The following is a 25025-nucleotide window of genomic DNA, read 5'->3' on the forward strand; positions in this document are numbered from 1 at the left end:
CCGCGAGGCCGCGCCTGCATGTTGCATCGGGCGACGAACCTCACGGTGGCTGAGCGTTTTCAACCTTGCATAGTCGGTGGGGCCGTAACCGGTAAGAGCTATCGGCAATTGTTGTTTCTTTGTTATAAACAAAACCATTTCCATCCTGTGGATTTCGGCAAGCAGCGCAAATGCGGACATCGAGGGAGGTCCGAGTAGGGTCAGTGGACTAAACCGCTCGCGCGGTAGGCCGCTGCGGCAGGCAGCGCGGCCAAACCGATAGCGCCAAGGGGCGTCCTGTCTTGAGATTGAGGGGTTGCAACAACCTCACTCAAGACAGGAGCATCCCCATGACCGACGAGGCAATGAGCCCGTTGCGCCGGCGCATGATCGAAGACATGACGATCCGCAAGTTGGCCCCGAAGACCCAACATGACTACGTGCAAAGGGTCAAGAACTTCGCGGCGTTTCTCGGGCGCTCGCCGGATACGGCGAGCTTCGAGGACGTGCGCCGCTACCAGCTGCATCTGGCGGCGAGCGGCGTTGGGGTGCCGACCATCAATCAGACCGTCTCGACGTTGCGGTTCTTTTGCTCTAATCCCGACGTTGTTGCTCCACCTCAGGCCGTGGATTCCCACGCTGCGCTTGCACCACCAGTCGAGCGTCCAGGCCGACGTGCAGCTCGATCATGAAGTGATCTCCAGGCCCGCCCGCCTCTATCGCCGCACGCCAGACCTTTCGCAAGGCGCGACCCAGTTCGTCCGAGCGCACGCGACAATCCCCGAGAAATGGAACACGAAGATCACATTTAACATTGCAGTCTTTACCCTTACGGATCAGTTGCCGCGTCGCGTCGGATTTCGCAACATTCGCAAGTGCGTCGACGAACTGGGGATCACGGTGCGCCAGACCGGAATGGACACATAGCCCAGCCCAATATTAATTCCCTGTTTCAGCGCCGCGAGAAGGTTGCGCTGGAATACGGCTTCGCCCTGCACCGCAATTACATGCCGAAGCAGGCGGCCGATATGCCACTAGCGCGGGCTGCATCCGCCATCCGGTGTCACTATCCGGAGGCGCTTGCGCAAAGGATCAGCGTTCATCTCATTTCGGCGCGCTATCGCTGCCCGGTGCGCGGGGGCCTTGTTAACCGGTCTCGCGACTGCACTCGCTTTCGGGTCCCGCCGTCATTTCATTCGGCATCGCTATCACCACCCTTCTGCGGGTGCCTCTCTCGCCTCTCCAATTGGTGAACTCGTGACGATCGAACGCTGCCCAATGCGCTACCATCGCCAATTCGTCTATTTGGCGTCGTCGAACGGTTGTGGAGAGCGAACCCGCGCTCGAACATAAAGTGGACGTATCTGGTGCGGTTTCTGGTGCGGTCGTCGCGCCAGAGGCAATGAGAACCCAGTAAAACATTGATCTCATTGGTGGGCCCGGCAGGAATCGAACCTGCAACCAGACCGTTATGAGCGACAGGACAAAGGACGCGTTCGTTGATTTTCTTGCGGTTTCGCTCCGGTTCGATCGCGTTCGTTGTGTTTCGATCAGGCTGTTTCTGGTGCGAAACTGGTGCGGTTGGCGAGCCATCCGAGGTTAAGCGGTGGCTGCGTAGCCGAGCTGCCGAAGGTGCATCTTGGCTGTCCTGCCGGGACGTCCAAGCTCGAAGCTATTAGTGTAAATGAGGGCTCATCTGTCGTTCAAAACGCTCCGACCTGAGGCAATACCAAATGACAAAATCCCTATTCGTCATTTCAATCGGCTTGCTTTCGAGTGCTGCTGACGTTTCGGCCGTTCCGCTTTTTCACCCCTCAGCATCCAAACTCATCGTTAGGATTGGTGCCACGGATTGCAAAGGGCCGGTCGCCTCGGAAAAGCACGCCATTATGGGTGAGAAGCTTACCAGAAAATTGCGGCAGGAAGGCCGATTGCCAGACAGCTTTGTATGCGGTCGCTGCCGTTACGATCTTCGGGGAGATCCCGGTGCGGCATACTACATCAAAAGCTGCCGCTGATCGTGCGGCTGCCGGCTCTGGCGACATCGCTCCCTCGCGTCACGGCGCGACAACCCATCCCAAGGCGTTGTCACCGTGTGCCGGAGATCGCAACTAGCCGGATCGCGGCGCGTTGCGGTTCGTGTACGGGTGCGCAGCCGGATCGCGGAGTGACGCGCAACACCAGCTTGCAAGTGGAGTCATCCTGATCATTCTGGAAGTCTGCAAGGGAGGAAATCAGAGGCTTGAAATCAGTTGCCATTTCAATGACATCGGCGTTCGCAGACCTTGATCTGACTGATGCTCCATTCCACACCGAACTCCGAACGCCCACCCGGCCAGCTGCAAGCACGATGAGACCAATGTTCCCCACTCAGCCACCGCCGGGAGCCGGAAGCTGCCTCTACCAGGACGCATTCGTTTAGGCTATCGTTGTCATCATTGCTGCGTGGGGGCGACCATGTATGCACCATATGTGCTCCGACTTCTGTGTGCCGCGACGATGATGATCAGCACCGCGCGGGCGGCTGATCTTCCAGGAAGCAAGGACCCCGCCGACTTCAAGCGCTTCGAAGGCTCCGAAATCATTCATTACGCGACGCAGCCTTACGGTCAGTATTTCATGGCCCGTGGCGAAGGCTCGATCGGCGTCGGCTTTGAGAAGGAAGAGCGTGCCGAAGGGGCGATTACGCGCGTCGTCTACAAGGCGCCGGTCGGTACGTCGTCGCTCGAGGTATTCCGCAACTACGAGCAGATGCTCGAAGACCTCGGTTTCGAGCCGACCTTCAAGCTCGACAGCGGCTCGCTCTATGCGCTGTCGGCGAAGGATTTCCATCAGCGCTTCTATTTCCAGGCGCAATATTCCGCGCGCAAGGACCACGAGAGCACGCCGTTCCAGGATTCGAAGAACCAGTACTACATGACCGCACGGCGGATGCGCGACGGACAGACCATCACGGTCGCGGTTCACGTTGCCGACAGTTCGGGCTTGTCATGGTCGGAGCCCGCCCTGAAGCAGCCGATCGAGATCAAACCCGGGCAGCCCGTGGCCGGTGTCGACGTCATTGCCTCGAAGCAGATCGTCTACCGCATGGTCGAGGTCAAAGCCGACGATATGGCCAAGGCGCTCGTCGATCCGGGGAAGGTCGACATCTACGGCATCTATTTCGACATCGACAAGACCGACCTCAAGCCTGAGAGCAAGTCCGCGCTCGACGAAGTGGCGAAGCTGCTCAAATCCGATCCGTCGCTGCGCATCGAAGTTGCCGGCCACACCGACAATACCGGTGGCAGCGAGCACAACATGCAGCTTTCGCGCGGACGCGCTGCCGCGGTGGTGAATGCGCTGGTCAGCGCCTACGGTATCGACCCGGCGCGGCTGCACCCGCAAGGCTATGGCGACAGCAGGCCGGTGGCGCCGAACGACGCCGATCAGGGACGCGCCAAGAACCGGCGGGTTGAATTGCAAAGACTGTAGGGACGTCGATGCGGGCGGTGGGCGTCGCGCCCGAATGCACTGATGAGCTTGCACCCGTGACTCAGATTGTATCACCGCGATCTCGCAAACGGAGGGTTGGCCTGATCGCGGGCGGCACCTTGCTGCTGCCAGCCTGGCTGTGTCCGGTTCAAGCTGTCGCGCAGACGTTTCCTCTCGGTTGGGACCCCGTGCTGATGACGGCGCCGCGCCCGTCACCTATGCCGATCGGCTTCGACAACCCGAAAACATTTCACCGCAGTCTGGTGCAGTTGCCGGAGGGTGGGCTCGGCCTGTCATTTGTGGATGTGCTGCTGCCGGGGGGGTCGCAACCCCTCGTCATCAAGCGGCAATATCGCAGCGGCTTGCGCGAAGTTGGTTCGTTCGGCATCGGCTGGTCGTCGAACATTGACGTCGGACTGATAGTCGCAGGCGACAAGTTCATTCGCATCAGCGAGGGCGATGGGCGCGTCACGCGCTACGACTATATTGCTCCGGAACTGTACACGTCTGACGTTGGTACGATGCCGTCAAGCTACGTGCGCCAGTTGAAGGATGGCTGGCTGCGCGAGCGCACTAACGGCGAGCGCGAGCTGTTCGACGGCACAGGCCGTATCGTGCTTCGGGCCACAGGCAATGACGCGATTGCCTTTGGGTATGCGAGCGCGGCATCAAGGCAGCCGTCGCAAATTGTGGATGCTGCAGGACACATAGCGAAGCTGACCTACGCTGACGGTCTTTTGGTTCAGGTCGACTATTCGCTGGCCCGAACCCTACGCTATGCCTACCAAAACCGCCGGCTGACCGAAGTCGTCGATGCCATTGGGCGCAAGACCTCGTTTGTGTATGCAGCCGGCAAGCTGTCAGAGATGCTGTTGCCGCTGGGTGCGAAAGTGACCTTCGCATACGGAAACGACACCACGCTCCGCGAGGTGTCGGGGCCCGGACCACTGCACACCACGCTGTCCTGGGCAACGATGCACGAGACGGCCGACATCAGGTTGACCGCGACGTCGGCCGTCGGTTCGAGCCAGACGCTGGACATCGCACCGTCGACCGTTGCAGCGTCGGATTGGGGCATCGGTGCCAAAGACCAGATCGCATTGAAGCTCACGGAGATGTCGGCGGGTGGCTTGACCTCGAACGCGCTTATTCTGCCCGACAAGGTGCTGGTCGACGAGGGCGGCAAACGCCGCGTCCTCGAGCCGGGCAAGCCGGCTGCAGCTGCACCCTCGGCCAAGTCGGGCTTGGGCGTCAGCAGCGTTGACCAGTGGCGCGCTCAATTCAGTCCCGCGAAAGCGCCGAGCGGCGATCCGCATATTCAATACGATGGAGCCGGCAGAGCGGTCGCGATGACACTGAGCGACGGGTCGAAGGAAAGCTGGAGGTGGGATCCGGCCGACCGCATCGTGGAATGGATCGATGCCGAAGGATCGGTGTCTCGCTACGACTACGATGAACTGGACCACGTCGTTCGTATCACAGTTGACGGCGTGGTGCGTGCGGCGGCCGAATATAACGAGACCGGTGTGATTGCGCGCGTTGCCGGCGGGTATGGCGCGGCCGCCCGTTTCACGTATGATGGCGCTGCAAACCTTGTCGGCGTCACCGATGAATCCGGCCGTCAGATCCAATACGTCTTCGACAACCGCGACAGGCCCGTCGAAGTGCGCGTCGACGGCAAGACGGAGAGGAGACTGACTTACGATGATGCCGGCCGCCTCACCACGCTGTTGGATGCCGATGGCGCAACCACGCTCTATCGCTATGACGCGAGCGGCAACGTCGTAGAGACGATGGATGAACGGGGTCGCAAGACCTCGTACCTTTACGACCGTGATCAGCTCGCGAAAATCTCGTACGCCGACGGCAGTTCGGTCGCGGTCGCTTCACAACAGAACGGCCGCACGGTGGCGCTGACGGATGCCAAAGGTCAGACCGCGACAGCGGCATATGATACGAATGGCGGCCTCTGTGGGGTCGCTCTGCCGAGCGGGGCGCGGCATCGCTACGATTGCACAGGCATTCTGCTCGAACGACAGGATGCTGATGGAAAGAGCAGACAATACCAATACGAAGCGAAAGGCCTGAGCCGAATCCGGCGGCCGGATGGAGATGTTGTTCGCTACGATTACGATGTTGTCGGCCGTGTGACCGCTGCTTCTTACGACTCCAAAGGACAAACGGTCGGCAAGAAATACAAATACGACGATGCTGGTCACTTGATCGAGGTTGCTCACGAAGACGGCACCACGGAGAAGTACTTTTACGACCGGCAATCGCGTGTAATGCAATACGTCAACCGCCTCGGTGTAGCCCTTCGCTATTCCTATGACGCGTCCGGTCGCCGGGTGCGGACCGAAAGCCCGCTCGGCGTTGAGAGCCTTGAATATGACCAGTTCGGCCGCATCACGAAACGCGAAGATCCGATGCGTGGCCTGGTCCAGCGTTCGTATTCCAGCGACGGCAAATCGGCAAAGAGTATTGATCCCGGCGGCGCTACGACGGCAATCCTGCTTGACGACAACGGCCGGCCACTGACTGTCACCGACGCGGTCGGCGGAAAATCCAGCTACCGTTATAACGCCGCCGGACAGATTATCGCGAGAACCGATCAAAACGGCGGTGAGACGGTGTTGTCGTACGATGACAGGGGGCAGTTGATCGAGCGACGGACCGCGGGTGGTCGACTATGGCAATTCAAATATGATGATCAGGGTCACCTGATCCAATCGACTGCGCCGGGCGGCACGATTGTCACGAGCAATTACGACCGAGCGGACCGACCGGCTCACGTGACCTCAAGCGATGGCGCGGCTTGGGATTTCGCTTACGACGGCCGCGGTCGCCCGACCGTGCTGCGCGGAGCAGCCGGCGCCGCAACCTATATCTACGACGCACTCGATCGCCCCCTGCAATATCGCGACGCGGCCGGCGCAACGGTGGGCATGACCTATGACGCGGTCGGCAGACCGCAAACCCTGCAAAAGCCTGATGGACGCAAGTCCACGTATAGCTACAACACCGCCGGACTGCTCAGCCGCATCGTGACGGATTCCGGCGCCAGCATCAGCTATGCCTATGACTCGGCCGGGCGTCTCAGCACGATCGCATACCCGAACGGCACACAGACGTCGTTTGGCTATGTGGCGGGCACGCGACTCCAATTCATCAAGACAGCCAGTGCTCAGGGCAGGATGTTGCTGAGCGAGTCCTATGAATACGATAGCCGTGGCAATGTCACCGCGGTCGTCAGCGAAGGTTCCGTTGCCGAGTCTCAAGCGGGCTTCAATCGAACGTTCGGGCGCACCGAATATCGATACGACGCCCTCAGTCGCGTGATTGAAGCCGCGTTTCCCGACGGGTTGCGCGAGCAGTTCAAATACGACGCGACCGGCAGCGTCATCGAATACCGAGCCGAAAGCGTGACAAGCGATGGCACACACCGGAACACGATGGTCCCTTTCGGCTATGATGCGGATCAGGCGTTGGCGCAGTATGAAGGGCGCGCGGTCGCGCCGGATGCGAGTGGTAACCTTTGTCCCGATCCCAACGGCGCCCATTGCAGCGCCCAATATGATGCGTTCAATCGCCTGATCGTCTGGCGCAACGAACGCTACGGCTACGACGCCGAAGGGCGTTTGGTGGATTGGGGCGACAATCAAGGGAGGGGGGCCCATCTCGTCTATTTCGGCGGGCAGCTGATCGCCGAAACACCGAGCGGCGGCGCACCAGCGTCGATCTATACGCCGGGCATGCAGAATGGCCTTTGGGTATCGTTGAGGGTTGGGGCGGAGGAATATTTTCCAATTCGTTCTGCCAATGGCTCGTTGCTGGCGCTGTTGGACAAGGCCGGCTCGGTCGTGGAGGCCTGCAGGTATCGCACCTTTGGCGTCGTGGATGTGTCGTGGTCGGCCAAATCCAGGTCTGCGCGATGTGAATTCGCCGGCGGACGGCAAGTCGGTGCCGGAGTCGTGTTCGGCAGTCGCGTTTTAAGCCCGATCGGTTTTCGGTTCATGAGTCCTGACCCGGCGGGGCCCGACCGCGACGGCAACCTGTATAGCTATGCGCTCGACAATCCGCTGCGTTTCAGTGATTTCAATGGCAGCGCGGGTTCTCCACTGCCCCCCAATACACCAATGCCGCATTACAAAGGGCCGATCATTCAGAGGCTGGAGCAGATTGCGGCGGGGAACACTCCGGGTCGGGACGTCGCGAAGAATGTGCTCGATCAGATCAAACAGGGGACGCTGGACATCAAGCCGGTGAGCTCAGCCGCCGGTCGGGGCGGTGCGCCGGACATGGGCGTTCTGGGTGGAACGTCGAGCAAGCCCGGCAACATCGTCGCGCAAGTTTTCACCGATCCCCATATTCGCGAGTTCAAAAACCCCCTGGATGTGATGACGCAAACCGCTGTTCACGAGGCGAAACACGTCGAGCAGAACCTGGTTCGGGAAGCCGCCCTCGGCGGGAACGAATACCGCCGAATTCATGAGGTCGAAGCGGCCCTGGCAGAATGGAGGCTCGATCCGACCATGGGTACCGGCAAGGTCATGAGCCGGACGGAACTGGTGGATCGGATTGCCAAAGCCTATGACCACGTGCCCGGCAGCGACGTCATGCGTCAGCGCACGATCCCGTCGCTCCAACAAGTTACTGCAGAGGGACAGCTGCAGTCGGACATGTCCGCGAGGGTTGATAAGCTCAAACGACTTCGCGCCGAGCAAGCAGTTGAGGGGGCCGAGCGAGTTCCAGGCGCTACATCGCAAGCCGCTGCGCGGGCGAGCACGGTGGAGACTGCGCTAGCCCAGGAGGCAGTGGCCGCGGAAACTGCGGCGACGGAAGCACGAGGGGTGACGACAGTGGTCGCCGACACCCTGGAGTCGGGGGGCTCAAAGCTCGTTAGCCTCGCGGAGAGGGCCAGCGGAGCGATCGGCCGCGGACTGGCACGGCTTGGCGCAAGCCCGATTGTTCGCCTCACCAAACTCGGCGTTGGCGCACTCGGCGAAGTGCTGATGCTCAAGGACCTGATCGACTTTACGGTATACCTTGGTCGCACCGTAGGCGAAGCTGCCGCCGATTTGTACCTAGGCCTGAAGAAAAATCGGATCACTGACGCGCTCGACAAACTCGCCAACGATATTGCGGCAATCGAGAAAACCGACGAGAACCGCAAGGCGCAGCGCAAGGCACAACGTGCCGAACTGTTGGGGCGGCTGTCGCCCGAGGCAGTCGCATTGATGGGGGAGCCGGGACAAGTCACCCAGGATGCCGGCGCTCAAAATACACCCGCATCGGGAGCGCTTGGCGCGACAAGCGCGAGCACTCCGCAGCCCGCGGCACCGTCGGGCGCAGCGTCGGCACCGGCGCCGCGGGGACCGATACTTCCGCTGGGTCAATCCGGCGCGCCGTCACAGAATGCGGGTGCAAGACCCGGCGGCAGCCCGTCTCCATCAGGTCAACAGCCGAGTCCGCCGCCGCGTCCGCAGCAAGATGACCCTGCTGGCGGATCGCCCGGTCCGAGCGGGTCACAGCCGGCTTCGGCGCAGCCGCAAACCAACGATACCGGCAAGAGCGCCGTCGCGAAGCAATCCTGGCCTGCTGGCATTTCAGCGGGCCTGTGCGGTTCGACGTTGCGCGAATTCTACGACCGCGTTCGCGGATCGCTCGGGAGCATGGGGCGCGAAACGCTTGCGCAGTGCTTTTGTTTCGCCAACGGATTTGGTCCCGTCGTCGGCGGTCCGCCGTTCTATCGTTGCGGAGATTTTGCCGGCAATCCGAATCCACGCGATTGCTTCAGATTCGACAACCGACAGGGAGGCAAAACCATCAACATGTGCGGTGCGGGGGCGGACGTAGCCGCCGCGCCTGCGGCTCCGCCGCGGCCACCGGCTCCACCGCCACCGCAACAACAGCCTGTGCCGGTCAAGCCTCTCGACCAGGCCGCAGCCGCGCCGCCGCAAACACCTCCGCCGCCGGTCCAGCCGCCGCCGAACGCGCCGCCAATCAACGGGCTCCCGCCGCCAACCATCGACATGGACCAGATCCAGCGCGAGGCTGCGGAAAGAATGCGGGTGCAACAAGAGGCGCTCGCACACGCGCAGCAGGAAATGGATCGCGCCCGGCAGCTTGCGATCGAGGCGGCTCTTGCGCAGCAGGCCGCCAACCAGGTGGCCAACCCACCGCCCAATCAACCTCCCGTGAGGGACTACGCATTGCCGCCGTCCGGCTCGTATCAGCCGGCACCGCTGCGGCAGCCGCCGCCGAGCAGTTCTTCCGACAGCGGCGGCGGATTGCGAAACCTGTGGTCGGCGATCACCGGGACGCTCGATTCCAAGGTGACCAGCAAGCTCTAGCGGAGAGGGCCGATCGCATGACAAACCGCCTGCTCGCGATCGTGTTGGTCGCTGCCGTCATCATTGACGTTTCGTTCGTGCGGGCGCAGACGCCGACCGAAGGAGCTGCCGCGCGAGCGGGAAAGGGCTGGGCCTATCCCGAGCCGGCATCGCGCGGCGCGACCGGATTTTCGCCCGACTATTCGCAATTCAACAGGCTGAGCGAGCGTTGGGATATCTATTTCAATATCCTCTGGCGCAAGAGCGGCACCTCGAACCGGGATGACATCGAATATTATGACGACCAGCTGCACGATCTTCTGGAGACGATGCCGCCCGCTGTGCGCGCGCTCGGCATTGCGTCGCCTGCCTTGATGCAGCAAATTCGCTCCGGGCAGGTGAAGCTGCCCTATCGCGACGCCATTACCGGGTGCTTATTGTTCATGGCAAAGCACGACAAGCGGATGATACTATGAACCAGTCCGACTCCCGACCTCAGCTCGGACAGCGGCTCTGGCAGTGCCTTGCCGCTGTCCCCCGCTGGAGACCAATCCAGCAGACCCGGTCGGGCCTCTCATGTTCCGATGGTTGCCTTCCATGCGTGATGCGGCCATCGACCCCGACGGAGCGGCATCGTCTCGCCTATCGACGATGCTCGTGCTGCCTTCGTGTTTAGGGAACACACTCGGCCTCCGCTAACTTCCACCTTTCGAGGCTCATTCCCGCACCCCGCATGACTCCTGTCTACACTTCGGACCCCGCGTTACCGCGACGCCCGCAAGACTCGGTCCCGGCTTGTCTGCTTGGACTTTGGCCGGATGGGACTTGCACCCACAAGCAATCATCAGCTTGGCATGACGTACTCCCCAGGCGTGGTGTAACTGGCGGCGGGGCACCGCGTTCACCGGCAAGAGCCGGGCCGGTCAGCTGGCGATAGCCGGAAGGCTGACGGTTGGATCATCGCTCAACGGCGCGATGGTTTCCAGCGTCATGTAGCGGGCGCGCTGGACCGCCCATTCATCGTTCTGCTCGAGCAGGATCGCGCCGATGAGGCGGACAATGGCGTCCTCGTTGGGGAAGATGCCGACCACCTCGGTGCGCCGCTTAATCTCGCCGTTGAGGCGCTCGATCGGGTTGGTCGAGTGCAGCTTGGTGCGATGTTGCGGCGGGAACGTCATGTAGGCGAGCACATCGGTCTCGGCCTCGTCGAGGAAGCCAGCAAGCTTGGATAGCTTGGGACGGAGCTGGTCGGCGACCTTCCGCCACTGGGCGCGTGCCGCCTCGGCATCGTCCTGGGCAAACGCAGTGGCGATGAAGGCGGAGACGACGCGCCGCCCGCTCTTGCCGGCATGCGCCAGCGCGTTGCGCATGAAGTGCACGCGGCAACGCTGCCAGCTGGCGTTGAGCACCTTGGCCACGGTGGCCTTGATGCCCTCGTGGGCGTCGGACACGACCAGTTTGACGCCACGCAGGCCACGGCGGGCGAGCTTGCGCAGGAACGCCGTCCAGAATGTCTCGGCTTCCGACGGGCCGACGTCCATGCCGAGAACCTCGCGCCGGCCGTCACTGTTGACGCCGACCGCGACAATCACCGCGACCGATACGATGCGGCCATTCTGGCGCACCTTCACGTAGGTGGCATCGATCCACAGATACGGCCAGTCGCCCTCGATCGGCCGGCCGAGGAACGCCTTCACCTTGTCGTCGATCTCACCACACAGCCGGCTCACCTGGCTCTTGGAGATGCCGCTCATGCCCATCGCCTGCACCAGATCATCCACCGAGCGGGTCGAGACGCCCTGCACGTAGGCTTCCTGCACCACAGCGGGTGAGCGCCTTCTCGGCCATGCGGCGCGGCTCCAAGAAGCCCGGGAAGTAGGAGCCCTTGCGCAGCTTGGGGATGCGAAGCTCGACCGCGCCGGCGCGGGTCTCCCAGATCCGGTCGCGGTAGCCGTTGCGCTGGGCCAGACGCTCGGGATTCTTCTCGCCATAGGCCGCCCCGGTCTGGCCTTCGACTTCCAGCTCCATCAGCCGCTGCGCGGCAAAGCCGATCATCTCGCGCAACAGATCGGCATCAGGGGTCTTCTCCACGAGCGTGCGCAGGTTCATCATGTCGTCGGTCATCGGTGGTTCCTCGGTTGCGTTGGCGTGTCGCAACCCGATCCTACCGGCGAATCGCCGGTGACCACCGCAAAGCCGCCCGCCCGCTACGGCGCTATTTGTGGGCGCGCGTGCGGACGGCTTTGCTCTACCGAGCTACACCATCACTGGGGAGTACGTCATGCCAAGCTGATGATTGCTTGTGGGTGCAAGTCCCATCCGGCCAAAGTCCAAGCAGACAAGCCGGGACCGAGTCTTGCGGGCGTCGCGGTAACGCGGGGTCCGAAGTGTAGACAGGAGTCATGCGGGGTGCGGGAATGAGCCTCGAAAGGTGGAAGTTAGCGGAGGCCGAGTGTGTTCCCTAAACACGAAGGCAGCACGAGCATCGTCGATAGGCGAGACGATGCCGCTCCGTCGGGGTCGATGGCCGCATCACGCATGGAAGGCAACCATCGGAACATGAGAGGCCCGACCGGGTCTGCTGGATTGGTCTCCAGCGGGGGACAGCGGCAAGGCACTGCCAGAGCCGCTGTCCGAGCTGAGGTCGGGAGTCGGACTGGTTCATAGTACCTGTGAAGTCGTCGAAGGTAACGAGACGCATGGAGGGAAGGGACCAGCCCGAGGGGAGCCTGCGCGAGGAGGCCAGGGTCCGGACACAGAGCCGGATTACCTTGCCGCCGAATCTCGCGCGGGTGAACGCGGCGGCCAAGCAGGCTGCCCAAACCCGGTTCACGGCCCTGCTGCACCATGTCGACGAAGACGCTCTACTTCGGGCGTTTCGACGCCAGAAGACTGGCGCGTGTCCCGGTTAAAGTTTGCTCAAGGTTAAGGTGGCGTCCAGTTTGCCCGCGCAGACACACCCAGAAACAAATAGCCCCACCCGTCAGGCCGGTGTAAGCTGGCGAGACTAAAATCCTATCGTGCTGTTTTCTCAGAACAGCATGGCACATGCCCTTGTGTCGAAAGCCCCATCTGGTGGGAACATCAGGTGGGGCTTTTGCTTTCCCTGCAGCGGTGGGAGCAACAGTGACCAACGACAGAGTTTACTACACGCTCGCCGTGATCGCGTTGGTCGCAGTTGCGATTGCCCTCCTCACGGCCGTTCTTCAGTGGCTGTTCTGAGACACGAGAATGGGGCTTTGCTTGTCTCGCGTAGAGCGCGCGGGCACCCGGAATCAAAACGACCCCAGCGTGACAAGCTGGGGCCGCACTTGGAGAGCCAATCCTGCGTCACAATTGGCCGTGTCCTAATTCGCATTCGCGGGTGTCCTAATTAGGACAGCACCCTGAATGTGGAGGTACTGTGCAAGGCCACAGTGGCCGACGATAAAGCAAACGGAATCGTTTTGGGGCAGAGTTTTGAGAAGTGCATGAGCGATGAAACAACCGCTCAGCAGCAACTGATCACTCTTTGGCCGGCAAATGCCGGTCCCGTTCGCGATCGCTGCGAAGCCGAGGCCACTTCTTTGGCTGGCGCTCAAAGCTATGTTGATCTTCTCACCTGTATGCAGGCTGCCGATTTGGTGAACCCGCCATCGCCCGCGGCCCGCCTCAAGGGAGGAAGCAAGAATCGAAATGCGAAATAGCGTTATCGAAACTTCATCAGAGGAGGCCGTCATGCAGCATGAAAACAGATTGTGGTTGGCCGGCGCGATTATTGCCTGCTGCGCTCAAGGAGGCGGGAGTCGAGCGAAGCACGTTTGGCGAGAAGTATTCCATTTATAGCTTGCGGCACTTCTAAGCCGTGAATGCGCTGCGGAATGGTGTTGGCGGCTTCGAGGTGACTGATCGACGAGCAGGCGATCGAGCCGGTGCCTGACGTGGGCGGGCGGTGGCAGTCAGACTATGCGGCCGGGATCGGGCGTAGGGACGACAAGTTCGTCGTCATCTTCGATCTGGCTAAGCTGATGGCCACTGATGAGTTACCCAAGGGGCGCGAGGCGTCGATGGACGCTTCCTGCGCTGCCTGCCCCCCAGTGATGCGTGATCAGGACGCCCAGCATGGCGGCGCCCGATCGCCCGCGAAGAAGCCCGCTGCCAAGCCGGGTCGAACGGCGAAGGCCGCTGCCAGCGGCGGCCCGGAGTTATCTGGGCAAGATTATATAGGTATTTCAATGATATACGAGTTCGCAGTTTCATTCTGAATGGCGCGCCATTCAGAATAAAAACGCGAACCATTATGTAATTGAAACTATTATATAACTTATCACGTTGAGGCGCTCGAAGCCGCTTTCCGCTGGCGTCCTCCATGTGCGATTTCATTGACGAACGCTCCAATCAATTGAGCAACTGATCCCATGTTTTCTGCTCGAACGTTTCAGGCGGAACGGAAAACGGTCCCTTTTGAGTTGCCAGGAAAGGCAGCGCCAAACGGGGTTCTGCCCCTATTCGCTTGAGGGCTCGCCTCCTGCGCATTCTGGCATCGTCGGTAAATTCCACGCGCAAGACAGAGAAAAGCTGCGCGACAAATCGGAGGCGACGCATTCGCTCCCTGCGCTCCTCAACGTAAGGGGCAAAAATATCTTCGGTCCAGTCGGCATTTGAAGTCAGCGCCTCGACCACATGTCGGGAATCGCGAAGGCTGATGCTGAGACCTTGCCCAATGGTCGGATCGTTGTGGCCGGCGGCGTCGCCGACCAGGACCACGCCGGGAACCACAGGCGTGTCAATCCACGTGTCTCCGTTTGGGTATCCATGACAAGGACCAATCGGACGTCCGGCAGACAAGGCATCAGCGTGGGGCAAAGACTTCAGCCGGAAGGCGTCCAAGAATCTTTGGGCGTTGTCTGGCCCCGAAAATCGTCCGCGTTGGTCAAGTCCATAACACGCGTAGAGGCGGATGCGGCCTTCGCCTTGAGGGAAAACGTAGAAGGTGATGTCCCCTTCCACACCGATTGATTGGTCCTCTTCGGGCCACTCATGAACGCCATCGATCAACAAGCCTGAAAGAAGATGGTGGCTCGGATCAAATTTCACGTCTGCCCCGATCTGACGGGCAGTCCACGAGCCTCTTCCGTCCGCTCCCACAACGAGCCTGGGGCAAGCCTCATATCGATGCCCTTCGTGGGTAAACGCGACCTTGGGATCGCGCCCGGGCGAGACCGCCAGATCGCCCGCGCCGCGTAGCATGGTTGCCCCGGCCGCGACGGCGGCCTGATTAAGCGCGCCGCAAATCTGAGGGTGACCAAACGTCATCGCGCCCTCGATATCCGGAAGGATCTTGCCGAGCGGGATCGCGCGGGCTTCCGCTTCCTGCGCCGACATATCCTCCCCGTAGGGTATGTTGCGCTTGGTGAAGTGACCACCTGCGCCCAGCAGAACGTCAAACAGGCCCAGCTTCTTCGCTTCTTCGACCCCCCACGGCGGCATGAATTCGCCTCGCACGCGATCCTGGTGCTCCAGGGTTTTTTCCAACACCAAGGCTCGGATGTTCTGACGCGCCAAGGCGACCGCCAAAGCTCCCCCTGCGACGCCTCCGCCGATGATCACAACGTCTGGTGTGAGGCTCGATTTCGCCTGGTGCGCCGCGCTGCTCATGTCTGTCCTCCATCTCACGAGTGGACGCTAATGGGGCGGCGGAGTTAATGTCCTTGAGCCGAGCTGAATTGTTCTGAATCCCGCAAAGGATTTGATGAGAGGCAGGATGCTTGAGGAGTTTACATTTGGGTCGTTTCATCTCAACAAGCGGCGGCGCCTGTTGCTGCGAAATGGGACCCCTGTTTCACTCGGATCCCGTGCTATCGATATACTCTGTGAGCTTGTTGCGGCGCAGGGCGAACTGCTCACCAAAAATGATCTGATGGCCCGCGTCTGGCCGAACAGCGTCGTCGAAGAGAACAATCTCCAGGTTCATATTTCCGCATTGCGAAAGGTGCTTGGCGAACAGGCCGAGGGTCGGAGTTGGCTGCAGACCGTGCCTGGAAGGGGTTACCGGTTTGCCGGCGCGTTCGACGGCGAACTCTTGCGGCGCAGCACATTGACCGCTGCGGCACCGAATCAAGACGTCATGTTTTGTCGCGCTTATGATGGCGTAAGTCTCGCGGTTGCATCCATCGGCCAGGGACCGCCCCTCGTTCGCACCGGGATGTGGATGACCCACGTCGAATACGATTGGAGCACCAGCATCTGGGGTCCGTTGCTCACACGTCTGGCGCAACACTGCCGGGTCATAAGATATGACCAGCGGGGCAATGGGCTCTCTGACTGGGATATTCCTCCGATCTCGTTTCAAAACGCTGTTGAGGATTTGGAAGTTGTGGTTGATGCCTCCAAGCTCGAGAGATTTGCGTTGCTCGGGATGTCTCAAGGCGTAGCAACGGCAATCGCGTATGCTGCGAAACATCCCGACCGCATATCGCGTCTTATTTTAACTGGCGGCTATACGAAAGGGTGGCGCGCGCGGGGGGTGCCGGATCAGATTGCCCGAGGGGAAGCGTTTCAGACGCTGGCCCAAATCGGATGGGGGCAGGATAACCCGGCGTTTCGTCAGCTCTTTACATCTCTGGCTATTCCGGACGGCACTCACATCGAAATGCAAGCCTTTAACGAACTTCAGCGGCGATCAAGCTCGCCTGAGAACGCCGCGCGCTTGATTGCCATGCTGGGAGCAGTCGATGTAACCGAGCAGCTGAAGCAGGTCGCAGTTCCGACGCTGGTTATGCATAGTCGCGATGATGCTTGGATTCCGTGCGAGCAGGGACGGGCCATCGCCGCCGCGATTCCGAACGCCCGTTTTGTCTCCATTGCCAGCAAGAACCACGTGGTGATGTCGCACGAGCCGGAATGGGAACGCTACATTAAAGAGCTGCTCGATTTCCTTCCGGTGGGTTCCGAAACGCCAGCAAAGCCCGCCTGAACAGCGTCCCGACATCGTTGCTCGGGAAGCCGACCCCATGTGCGCCGCGTCCGCATCGGGGATGGCAGTCCATTGCCTCGAACCGCCATCCTAACCTGTTGCGCGGGATAGACCTTTAGCGGCAGGTCATACCCATCATCTTGCCGTTGACCATGTTGGGCGTGCAGGTCTGCGGCTTGGCCGCGGGTGCGGCCGGTGGCTTCGGGGCCGCTGAAGATGACGCCAGAGAGGGCTTTGGTGCGGTGACCTGCGGAGCCCTGGCAGCCGGTTGCGGCTTCGGCTCAGAACGCGTCGCCTGCATATTGGCTACTGGCGCCTTCGGAGCTGTCGGCCGCGGCTTTGCCTCATCGACGTGACCCTGCTGATGACTGGTTGTGACCGGCATCGTTGTCGCTGATCTTTCCGCAGGGTTGGGCGAAGCGAAGCCCTGCTTGGGCGTCGTTGCGTTTGCGGGAGCGGCAGGGGTCGTGGTCGCCAACTTTGGCGCTTCCGGTTTAGTCATCTCATGTCCGGGCACATGCGCCTGCTGGCTTTGGTTTCCGGCAACGGCATTGCTGCCCGGCGCACTCTTGCCGTCCGGAGATGCGTTTGCGGTCGGGTTGGCTGCCGGGCCTCCCCCACCGGCCGGAGTCGTCGCCGCAACCGCCGGCTTCTGTCCCACGGCAACAGTGTTGGCGAACGCCGTCAGCCCGTGTTGCCGCTCCGCTTTTGGGTGTTTTTCCGCCAGCGCCTTCAGGCCGTCCCTCAACGTAGCGGCTTCCTCGGGCGTCAGTGCCTTAGTCCTGGCGCGATCCACAAGGGCTGACAGGACAGAGAAGTTCTTCTCCTCGGCCTTGGTCAGCTTGCCGGGAATGGTACGCAGCGCCTGCTGCACCGCTTTGCCCTGCTCAGCGGTGATCCTGGCCGGTGCCTCGTCGGTCTTCGACGTCGCTGCGACGGAAACTGCAGCAGACGGTGTTGCTGGCGTGGTCCCAACCGGAGCTGCCGCCGGTGAACCGGCCGGCGTCGCTGCAGGCGCGGCGGTCGCAACCGCGGCCGGCGTCGACGCTGTGGGAGTTGCTACGGCCGGAGCAGTCGGCTTTGCCGCTGCCGTAGCGCTACCGGCAGGAGTTGCCGCCGGCGCAGCCGGTGTCGTTGCCGCGATCTTCTTGGCCGTGTCAATTTGACCCTGAAGGCTGGTGATATCCCTGCCCAAGGCCTCAGCCATCGTCTTGTCGCCTTTTGCCAGCGCGGCGGCTTGTTGGGATTGCAGCCCCTGGATCACCGTAGGCCCAGCCGTTACCATTTGTTGGACCATCGCCGGCGTATATGCGGACATATCGACCGCCGGAGCAGCGGCAGGCGCCAACGCGGTTTGCGGCGCCGTCGCGACCTGCGTCGCGGCGGTCTGGGTCAGGTTCTGCTTCTGCGCGTCGGAAACCGGCAGGTTGTTCACGACCGACGAAATAGCCGTGTTGAGACTTGCCTGCTGGGACGGGGTGAGGGGCTTCCCGGATTGAAGGTTCTGGACCGCGGCCACCACCGCCGGGTCGTTCTTGGCGGCGGCAACGGCCTGATTCACCACGGTAGCGGCAACCGCAGTATTCGCATTGGCAACCGCCGCCTTGACGGTCGCGGTCTGCTGCAAGCTCTTGACGGTCGCGGGATCGAGTCCCTTGGCAGCCTGGTTGAGCAGCGTCGCTGCCTGGGTCTCCTGGGCCGGTGTCAGGGTCTTGCCCGCTTTGACGTCCGCGATCATTCCGTTGAGGATTTTCTGGTCGGAGGCGCTGAGATTGTTTCTTGCGCCCGCTGCTAGCTGTTCCGTGGGCATCAGGTATGTCGTGTGGCCCGTGGCGGTGTTGGAACCATGCGTTGGGGCCGGGGCTGCCACGTCCACGATGTGCAGCATGGCGCTGGTAGGGGTCGTGGTCGCCAACTTTGGCGTTTCCGGTTTGGTCGTCTCATGCTCAGTTGGCCCGACAGCCTTGTAGGCCGCGGGCCCGCGCAGAACGAACCCCGCGCCGTCTTGGCCGATCAGATTGCCACCACCTTGCGCGATGAGATTGCCGCCACCCTGGGCGATGAGATTGCCGCCACCTTGCGCGATCAGATTGCCACCACCTTGCGCGATGGCATTGCCGCCACCTTGAGCGATGAGATTGCCGCCACCTTGCGCGATGAGATTGCCACCACCTTGTGCGATGACGCCGCCGCCACCTTGCGAGACGACGCTGCCGGCGAGCGGGGGTGGACCGCCTGAGGAAACCGCCGAGCCGACCGCGAGCGCAGGGGGTTGACTGGAAGAAGCAACAGGCTTCGGCGTCGCTGCCGCAGCCTTCTTGGCTTCTTCAGCCTTCTGCATATCGGCGTTCACAGCGTTGAGCGCGGCCACCCCCTTCGCGACGGCCACCGACTTCAGCGCAGTTACGTCGTCATTGGCTCTCTGGAGAGCAACAGTCGCGTTCTTGACATTGTTCAGCTTGTCGAGGCTGGACTTCATGTCGTTGTAATCGGCCGTCGCGCCTTGAATCTTTGCCCGCAGCTGCGATTCTACGCTCTTCGGATCGTTGAGAGCAGCCTTGGCGGCGTCAGCGGCGACACCAGCAAGGTATTGCGCTTTTGCCATAAGCTTATTCGCATTGTCGTAGCCGTCGAGCGCTTCCTTCCGCTTCGGATCAGTGGCGGGAAGATTCGCCGTGTCCTTAACCGATTGCGCCGCCCTATTGGCCCAATACTCCGCGGTCTTCTGATTAGCGACGGCTTCGTCCAGATTCTTCTTGATGTTGCCGCTGTCGGCCATCTTCTTCAGGCCATCAATCACGTCGAGTTGCGTGGCCACCTTGTTGGCCTGGGCCTGATAGGCCTGGTCAGGCGGCAGGTTGCCGATTCCGGCCGCCGCTTGCGCCTTGACCAAATCTGCGGCCGCCGCCGCGGCCTTCGTCTTCGCATCGTTCACGTCGTTCACAGTCTTGTTGACGGCGGCGATGCTGTCAGTGGACGTCTTCGAGAGCTCATCTCTCGGTACGGCAGCCTCGATCGCGCCAAGATGCGACGCGACGTCATCAAAGCTGTCGGCCCGCGCCAGGTCGAGTGAACTGATCAATGCGACGAACGAAGCCGAAAGCAGCCACCCGGTTCTCATAGCAGTTCTCCTGTCTAGGCAATGATTTTGGGGGACACGCAGCAGCAATCGGTTGGCGGCCTGCAACAATCTGGTTTTCACGATATCTCCCCCTGACCTCGTTGAATGGAACGATCCGCGCGGTCGATTGTCGCGAAGGACTCTCGGCAACCCGCCCGGCAATCAAACTGCGTGTGGCAAATAAGTCTCAGGCAACGAATTATTTTGGCCCGCAGCATTCTTGCGCGAAGCGCCTGCGCAATTCAACGCCACCGCGCTCCCCCATGTGGGGGATGCGACTTTGCTTCCGCATTCGGCGATACTGCCGACGGGCAGTTACTTTCTTCCTTTGAAGCGACGTGGTGGGGGCTATTATTGTGCAGGGCATAGAGCGCGTTTTCAGTGCGGTCGTGGTTGGAGCGTTTGTAACTGGCGCAGGTGCTGCATTCGCCGCAGACCTCGCTCCGATGCCAGTCAAGGCCGCCGTGCAATCGATCGATCAGTTGTGGAACGTCAGTTACAACACCGAAGTCCGGTATTTCAGCTGGCAGAACACGAGGGGCTTTCCCGCCGACGTGGTGCCGCTGGTCGGCACCGGTCACGGCTCGCAGGTCTACGCACCGATGTCGCTTTCTCTGACGGGCAATCCCAGTCCCAACTGGAAATTCGAGTTCGTGGTGCGCGGCGGCTTCGTCTCGGCTTCGCAGACCACGTCCGGCGAACGCGGCTCGGTGGACACGCCGGTCGATACCCAGCTTTCGGGCACGGTGACCTACAACGGCTTCACCGGCTTCCAGCCGTTTATCGCGATGCTTGTCAACGCTCCGACCGGCAAGTCGGCTCTTTACGGTAGCTCGCGCTTCGCACGCATGGACGGCGATCTGGTCGACCAGGGCACCTATGGCGAAGGCTGGAATGTCGGACCAACTGCCGGCGTCAACATTCCGCTGTCGCAGTCACTGATTCTGACCTTGTCGGGCGGCTATACGCAACGCAACCCGTTCAACAAGGAATCCGCCAACCCGATTACCGGCTTGATCACCGATACCGTCAGCATCAAGAACGGCGACGAGGCGACGGTGACCGCGGCGCTCGGATACGCGCAGGGCCCGTTGTCCCTGCAGGGCTCGGCGTCCCATTCCTGGGACCAGGTGTCGCAATCCAGCATGTTTGGACTGCAGGATTACAACAAATACAGGGTGGGGCCGCGCACCACGATTTCCGGCAACGCGTCTTATGCCATCAATGAGATGTGGTCGGTCTACGGCAACGGATTTTGGACGCACACCGAAAAGAACGACGTGCTGGATTTCACAGGCCTGCTGCTGATGCCGGAGATGTTCAATTCCAACAGCAACCTGTATCGCGTTAACACCGGGCTGAACTACCGGTTCGCCAATGGCCTCACCGTGGGCCCGATCGCGAGCTACCTCTATCGAGACCACAACGGTTTCGATCCGACGACGTTCGGTTTCGTCCCGGCGAAGACGCGGTATGCGGTAGGCGGAGCCGTGAACTACAACGTCACCAACAAGATCAACATCAATGGCAAGCTTGAGCGGGTCTGGATTCGCGAGAACGCGAATCCGGGGCCGCCGGCCTTTGCGCCGATCGTGCCGTTCTTGTCTGGTGATGCCTGGGTCGCGGCCGGCGGCGCAACTGTGAATTTTTGAGAGGCTGACATGACACGATATTTCAACACCACGCTTCTCATCACGATCGCTCTCGGGGCCTGCGCCCTCACCGGTTCGGTTGCCGCGGCGCCCGCATGTGCTCCCGGACTTGAGAACGTGGCAGGCACCTGCGTCACGGCGGGCCTCGCCGCGTCGATGCGGGAACGCGGCGTATTGATGAATCAGTTGAAGATCGGCTACAACCTTCCGATCGCGCCAAGGAAGGATAACCTCTATCCGAAGAATTTCGACGTCAACCGGTTCGAGTTCAGCCAGCCCGGCAATTTCAGCACTAATCCGTTCCCGCCTTCGCCGTAGTTCCAGAACGGCCTTGCTTTCGAACGCGGAGGGGTTGTTGACGCGCTGCGCGCCGCAAACATTCTCTCCGCTGGGGGCCGCAACTCGTGACCGCCCCGCGCCTCGCGGAAGCCTTCGTCGGATCATGACATGGCCGCGAACGTCTTTTTGATCATCGACGACCATCCGATTTTCAGCCAGGCGTTGGTCACGCTGCTGGGCGACGCATTTCCGGGAAGCAAGTTTCTTACCGCCGGTACGCTCGATCAGGGCCGAGGGCTTTTGCTGTCGAGCAGCCCTCCGCCGATCGTGTTGCTCGACATCAACCTGCCGGACAGCAAAGGCGCCCATGGCGCCCGCGAATTGATCCGGGTCATGCCGGGTGTGAAGATCATTGCATTGAGCGCCGAAGATGCGCCAGACCGGCAAACACGATTGTTGAGGTCGGGTGTCCATGGCTTTTTGTCAAAGACAGTCCAGCCGGACATCTTCATTGCGAAACTGAATGAACTGATTCGCGCCCAAATGCGGACGCAACGCATCGACAGCCAGCAGACATCCGTCGGGCAGTTCGAATTCTTGTCAGAGCGCCAAAAAGCCGTAATAATCGAGCTGGCGCGCGGTAGATCGAACAAGGAAATTGCGCTGAGCCTTGGAATCGGCGCCGAAACCGTCAAAACCCACGTCAGCGAAATCATCCGCCGGCTCAACGTCCGAAACCGGGCTGAGGCGATTCGCCACTTCATGATGCGGGGAGCCATCATTGAGAGCAATGAGTGAGCTGAGCGGCCGGCGGCTGGTCCGATGGACGTTCATTGCTCTCTGCGTTGCTTTCCAGGTCGCGTCCGGCACTATTGCCCTGGCCGACGAACCGGTCCCGATTTTGAAAGACGGAGAAACCGACCTTCGCTTTCACGTCCGCGCCATCATTGAGAACGGCACGCCGCTCGATCCGGAAACCGTGGCGAAGAACAGCGCCTCGGCTTTACCGCATCCCATTTCGCCGCCGAATTTCGGCCGATCCAGTCAACCGGCGTGGGGATACGTCACCGTCGTCAATCGGCTCAATCGCCGCGAATGGGTATTGCGGTATGCGCTTCCGACGGTAGAAGATGTCCGCGTCTTTGTGCGCCCGGCGGGCGCGCAAGATTTCCAGCAGATCCATGAACTCGGCGAAAACGCGCGATGGCCATTTTCAGGTTATCGGGTTGCGACATACCTGATATCGCTGAACCCCGACGTGCCGGTCGAAATTGTAACGCGGTTGCACACGCGTGTACCGATCGGATTTCCCCTCACCATTTCTTCGACCATCAATTTTTTTGAGATGGATCGCGATCTGATCGCGAGCGCCGCGACGCTCGGCGCGGTGCCGCTGACCGTGCTGGTCTATGTGGCGATGCTCGCCGGCGTCCTGCGCCACCGCGGACTCGTCAGCCTGATGGTCATGCTGTTGAGCAAGCTCATACTGGATGCCTGGATCACCGGTTTCGGTCAGCTGGTGCTGCCGTTCGTCGCACGCGGCGCCTGGCCAACCATCGGCTTTACGATGGTTGGCATTTTCCAGCTGTCTTGCATCATGCATATCCGCCGCTATCTGGATCTTTCACGCGCTGCACCTCATATCGACACGCTGCTGCTCGCCACCGCGGCTATCCTCACCGGATTAGTCGCCTCGGAGCTAACCGGACTTTATAACGCCAGGTTCCTGCTGCAGTTGATCTCTCCGTTAGTGTTCGCCGTATTCGTGGCTATATCAGTACGCGCTGCGTGGCGGGAGCCAAGTCTCGGCTCTGTTTGTTACGCGCTTGCATGGAGCTTCTTTCTTTCCGAAGCCGCAATGTTTCTGCTGCGCTTGCTGGCACTTGTTCCATTCAGTGCGCCCACATTGACATTTTCACAAAGCGCCGTCGCCTCGCTGCTGTTCGGCGTTGCGATCTTCCGCAGGATCAAGGATCAGGATCAGGCCCTCAACCGGTCCCTGGCGGAAAGCAATGAGCGATTCCGGCTTGCGATCGATGGCTCGGCGGCGGCGATCTACGAATACGTTCAGCCGAACAACACGTTCTTCTATGCACCGAGGCTTGCCGAACTGCTCGCGGTACCAGATGGGTCTTCATTGCCACGGTTGCTGGCAAGGCTCTCGCGGTCAGCCAGAAAGCAGATCTTCGATAGTCTTCGCGAGGCATTGGCCGGCCGCGCCCGAAGCTTTCGCGCAGAAGTCGTGCACGCGGCGTCGGATGGCCCTCCTCGATATCTCGCCGTAACAGGTGCGATCCAGTATGGCGGCTCTGGTGCATTCCGGCGGATCTGCGGATCGGTCATCGACGTCACCAGCGAGCATGCCCTGGCCGTCGAACAAAAGCTCGGATTAGCCCTGGTGCAGGAAAAGGAACGCGCGGAACGTTCACTGGCGGCGCGCACGATTTTCTACGCTGCGGCCAACCATGATCTGCGCCATCCGCTCCTTTCGCTGGGCCTCTATCTCCAGATGCTGGCGAAGGATAGGACCCTCAAGAAATTGAACTCGTTTCTTCCGCGCATGCTGGAGGCCCATCGCTCAGCGATCGGCTATCTCGATGTCATTCTCGACCTAGCCCGCACCGATACCGGCTCGGTCACACCCTCGCCGGCAATGCAGCCGCTACAGCCGATTTTTTCGAAGCTTGTCGATCAGTACCATGCCGATGCGGCCCACGCCGCACTTTCGTTGCGGTTCGTGGCGACCAGCAGCGTCGTTCTCACCGATACATTTCTGCTCGATCGCATTCTCAGCAATCTCTTGAGCAATGCCATTCGCAGCACGAAAAAAGGGGGTGTGTTGCTTGGCTGCCGGCGGCTGCGCGATGGAATCCGGATCGATGTCGTCGATACCGGGCCGGGCCTACCCCGGGAAGTCTATCAGCGCGTGACGAGCGCCCGCCTCAGCGGCGCTGTCGTCGGCGAGTCGGGCGCCGTACAGCTCGGCCTTTTCATTGTCCAACGAATGGCCGAAGAACTAGGCTGCGCCATCGATATCGCCACCCGGCCAGGAAAAGGCACGCGTTTCTCGATCATAATCAGGTGAGGCATTTGGGGCGCAGCGGTCACGCTCCTGACCCCGGCCTCTGGGGGACGACCGGCATCGCAAGTTCCCGCAAATAGCAGGGAATCGCCGCTAGCAGTCTGCTGAAAAACCTCTCGCCGTAGCGAGAATTTGCTGATTCAATTTTTTA

General features: G+C 61.0%; 14 protein-coding genes and 2 pseudogenes. 12 read left to right on the forward strand and 4 right to left on the reverse strand.

Annotated features, from left to right (window positions below; all coding sequences use genetic code 11):
* The coding region (locus ACFFWD_RS18125) for a hypothetical protein (RefSeq protein WP_376967494.1) at window positions 1-180 on the reverse strand (180 nt) is incomplete at its 3' end.
* A 149-nt stretch (window positions 181-329) separates the two neighbouring features.
* Here ACFFWD_RS18125 and ACFFWD_RS18130 point away from each other — a divergent pair.
* The 5 genes from ACFFWD_RS18130 to ACFFWD_RS18150 all read left to right on the forward strand — a co-directional run bounded on the left by ACFFWD_RS18130 (window position 330) and on the right by ACFFWD_RS18150 (window position 10261).
* The gene (locus tag ACFFWD_RS18130; RefSeq protein WP_376967496.1) at window positions 330-671 is read left to right on the forward strand and encodes a phage integrase N-terminal SAM-like domain-containing protein; all 342 of its coding nucleotides are present in this window, start codon (window positions 330-332) and stop codon (window positions 669-671) included.
* A complete protein-coding gene (locus tag ACFFWD_RS18135; RefSeq protein WP_376967498.1) occupies window positions 655-906 on the forward strand; it encodes a hypothetical protein in 252 nt (83 codons plus the stop codon). Before ACFFWD_RS18130 ends, ACFFWD_RS18135 begins: the two co-directional genes overlap by 17 nt.
* Window positions 907-2436: 1530 nt before the next feature.
* Entirely contained in the window at window positions 2437-3453 is a 1017-nt protein-coding gene (locus tag ACFFWD_RS18140; protein ID WP_376967500.1) for an OmpA family protein, read from the forward strand.
* A gap of 119 nt (window positions 3454-3572) precedes the next feature.
* On the forward strand, window positions 3573-9806 hold the full coding sequence (locus ACFFWD_RS18145) for a DUF6531 domain-containing protein (protein WP_376967502.1): 6234 nt from the start codon (window positions 3573-3575) through the stop codon (window positions 9804-9806).
* On the forward strand, window positions 9755-10261 hold the full coding sequence (locus ACFFWD_RS18150; protein WP_376967504.1) for a hypothetical protein: 507 nt from the start codon (window positions 9755-9757) through the stop codon (window positions 10259-10261). Before ACFFWD_RS18145 ends, ACFFWD_RS18150 begins: the two co-directional genes overlap by 52 nt.
* Before the next feature lie 447 nt (window positions 10262-10708).
* On the opposite strand, the pseudogene ACFFWD_RS18155 reads toward ACFFWD_RS18150, so the two are convergent.
* Window positions 10709-11909, reverse strand: a pseudogene (locus ACFFWD_RS18155) (IS256 family transposase).
* Between the two features lie 1292 nt (window positions 11910-13201).
* On the opposite strand from ACFFWD_RS18155, the gene ACFFWD_RS18160 reads away from it, so the two are divergent.
* A complete protein-coding gene (locus ACFFWD_RS18160; protein WP_376967506.1) occupies window positions 13202-13471 on the forward strand; it encodes a hypothetical protein in 270 nt (89 codons plus the stop codon).
* Window positions 13472-13672: 201 nt separating this feature from the next.
* A pseudogene (locus ACFFWD_RS18165) lies at window positions 13673-13852 on the forward strand (chemotaxis protein CheW); the annotation flags it as partial.
* 310 nt (window positions 13853-14162) lie between these two features.
* On the opposite strand, the gene ACFFWD_RS18170 reads toward ACFFWD_RS18165, so the two are convergent.
* Entirely contained in the window at window positions 14163-15422 is a 1260-nt protein-coding gene (locus ACFFWD_RS18170; RefSeq protein ID WP_376967508.1) for an FAD-dependent monooxygenase, read from the reverse strand.
* 106 nt (window positions 15423-15528) lie between these two features.
* Here ACFFWD_RS18170 and ACFFWD_RS18175 point away from each other — a divergent pair, with 106 nt between their 5' ends.
* Window positions 15529-16740: an alpha/beta hydrolase gene (locus ACFFWD_RS18175; protein WP_376967510.1), complete on the forward strand. Its 1212-nt coding sequence runs from the start codon at window positions 15529-15531 to the stop codon at window positions 16738-16740.
* Window positions 16741-16855: 115 nt separating this feature from the next.
* Here ACFFWD_RS18175 and ACFFWD_RS18180 read toward each other — a convergent pair whose 3' ends face one another.
* Window positions 16856-19942 (reverse strand): hypothetical protein, encoded by a 3087-nt coding sequence (locus ACFFWD_RS18180; protein WP_376967512.1) that lies wholly within the window; start codon window positions 19940-19942, stop codon window positions 16856-16858.
* Window positions 19943-20307: 365 nt separating this feature from the next.
* On the opposite strand from ACFFWD_RS18180, the gene ACFFWD_RS18185 reads away from it, so the two are divergent.
* From ACFFWD_RS18185 to ACFFWD_RS18200, 4 genes are all read left to right on the forward strand, one after another.
* Complete coding sequence (locus ACFFWD_RS18185; protein ID WP_376967514.1) at window positions 20308-21513, forward strand: TonB-dependent receptor; 1206 nt, start codon at window positions 20308-20310, stop codon at window positions 21511-21513.
* Between the two features lie 9 nt (window positions 21514-21522).
* A complete protein-coding gene (locus ACFFWD_RS18190) occupies window positions 21523-21831 on the forward strand; it encodes a hypothetical protein (RefSeq protein WP_376967516.1) in 309 nt (102 codons plus the stop codon).
* A gap of 129 nt (window positions 21832-21960) precedes the next feature.
* Window positions 21961-22590, forward strand: a complete 630-nt coding sequence (locus tag ACFFWD_RS18195) for a response regulator transcription factor (protein ID WP_376967518.1) — start codon at window positions 21961-21963, stop codon at window positions 22588-22590.
* Window positions 22583-24877, forward strand: coding sequence for a sensor histidine kinase (locus ACFFWD_RS18200; RefSeq protein ID WP_376967520.1), 2295 nt, complete (start codon window positions 22583-22585; stop codon window positions 24875-24877). Before ACFFWD_RS18195 ends, ACFFWD_RS18200 begins: the two co-directional genes overlap by 8 nt.
* Window positions 24878-25025 lie beyond the last annotated feature (148 nt).

This window comes from Bradyrhizobium erythrophlei (assembly GCF_042430365.1).
Lineage (GTDB): Bacteria > Pseudomonadota > Alphaproteobacteria > Rhizobiales > Xanthobacteraceae > Bradyrhizobium > Bradyrhizobium erythrophlei.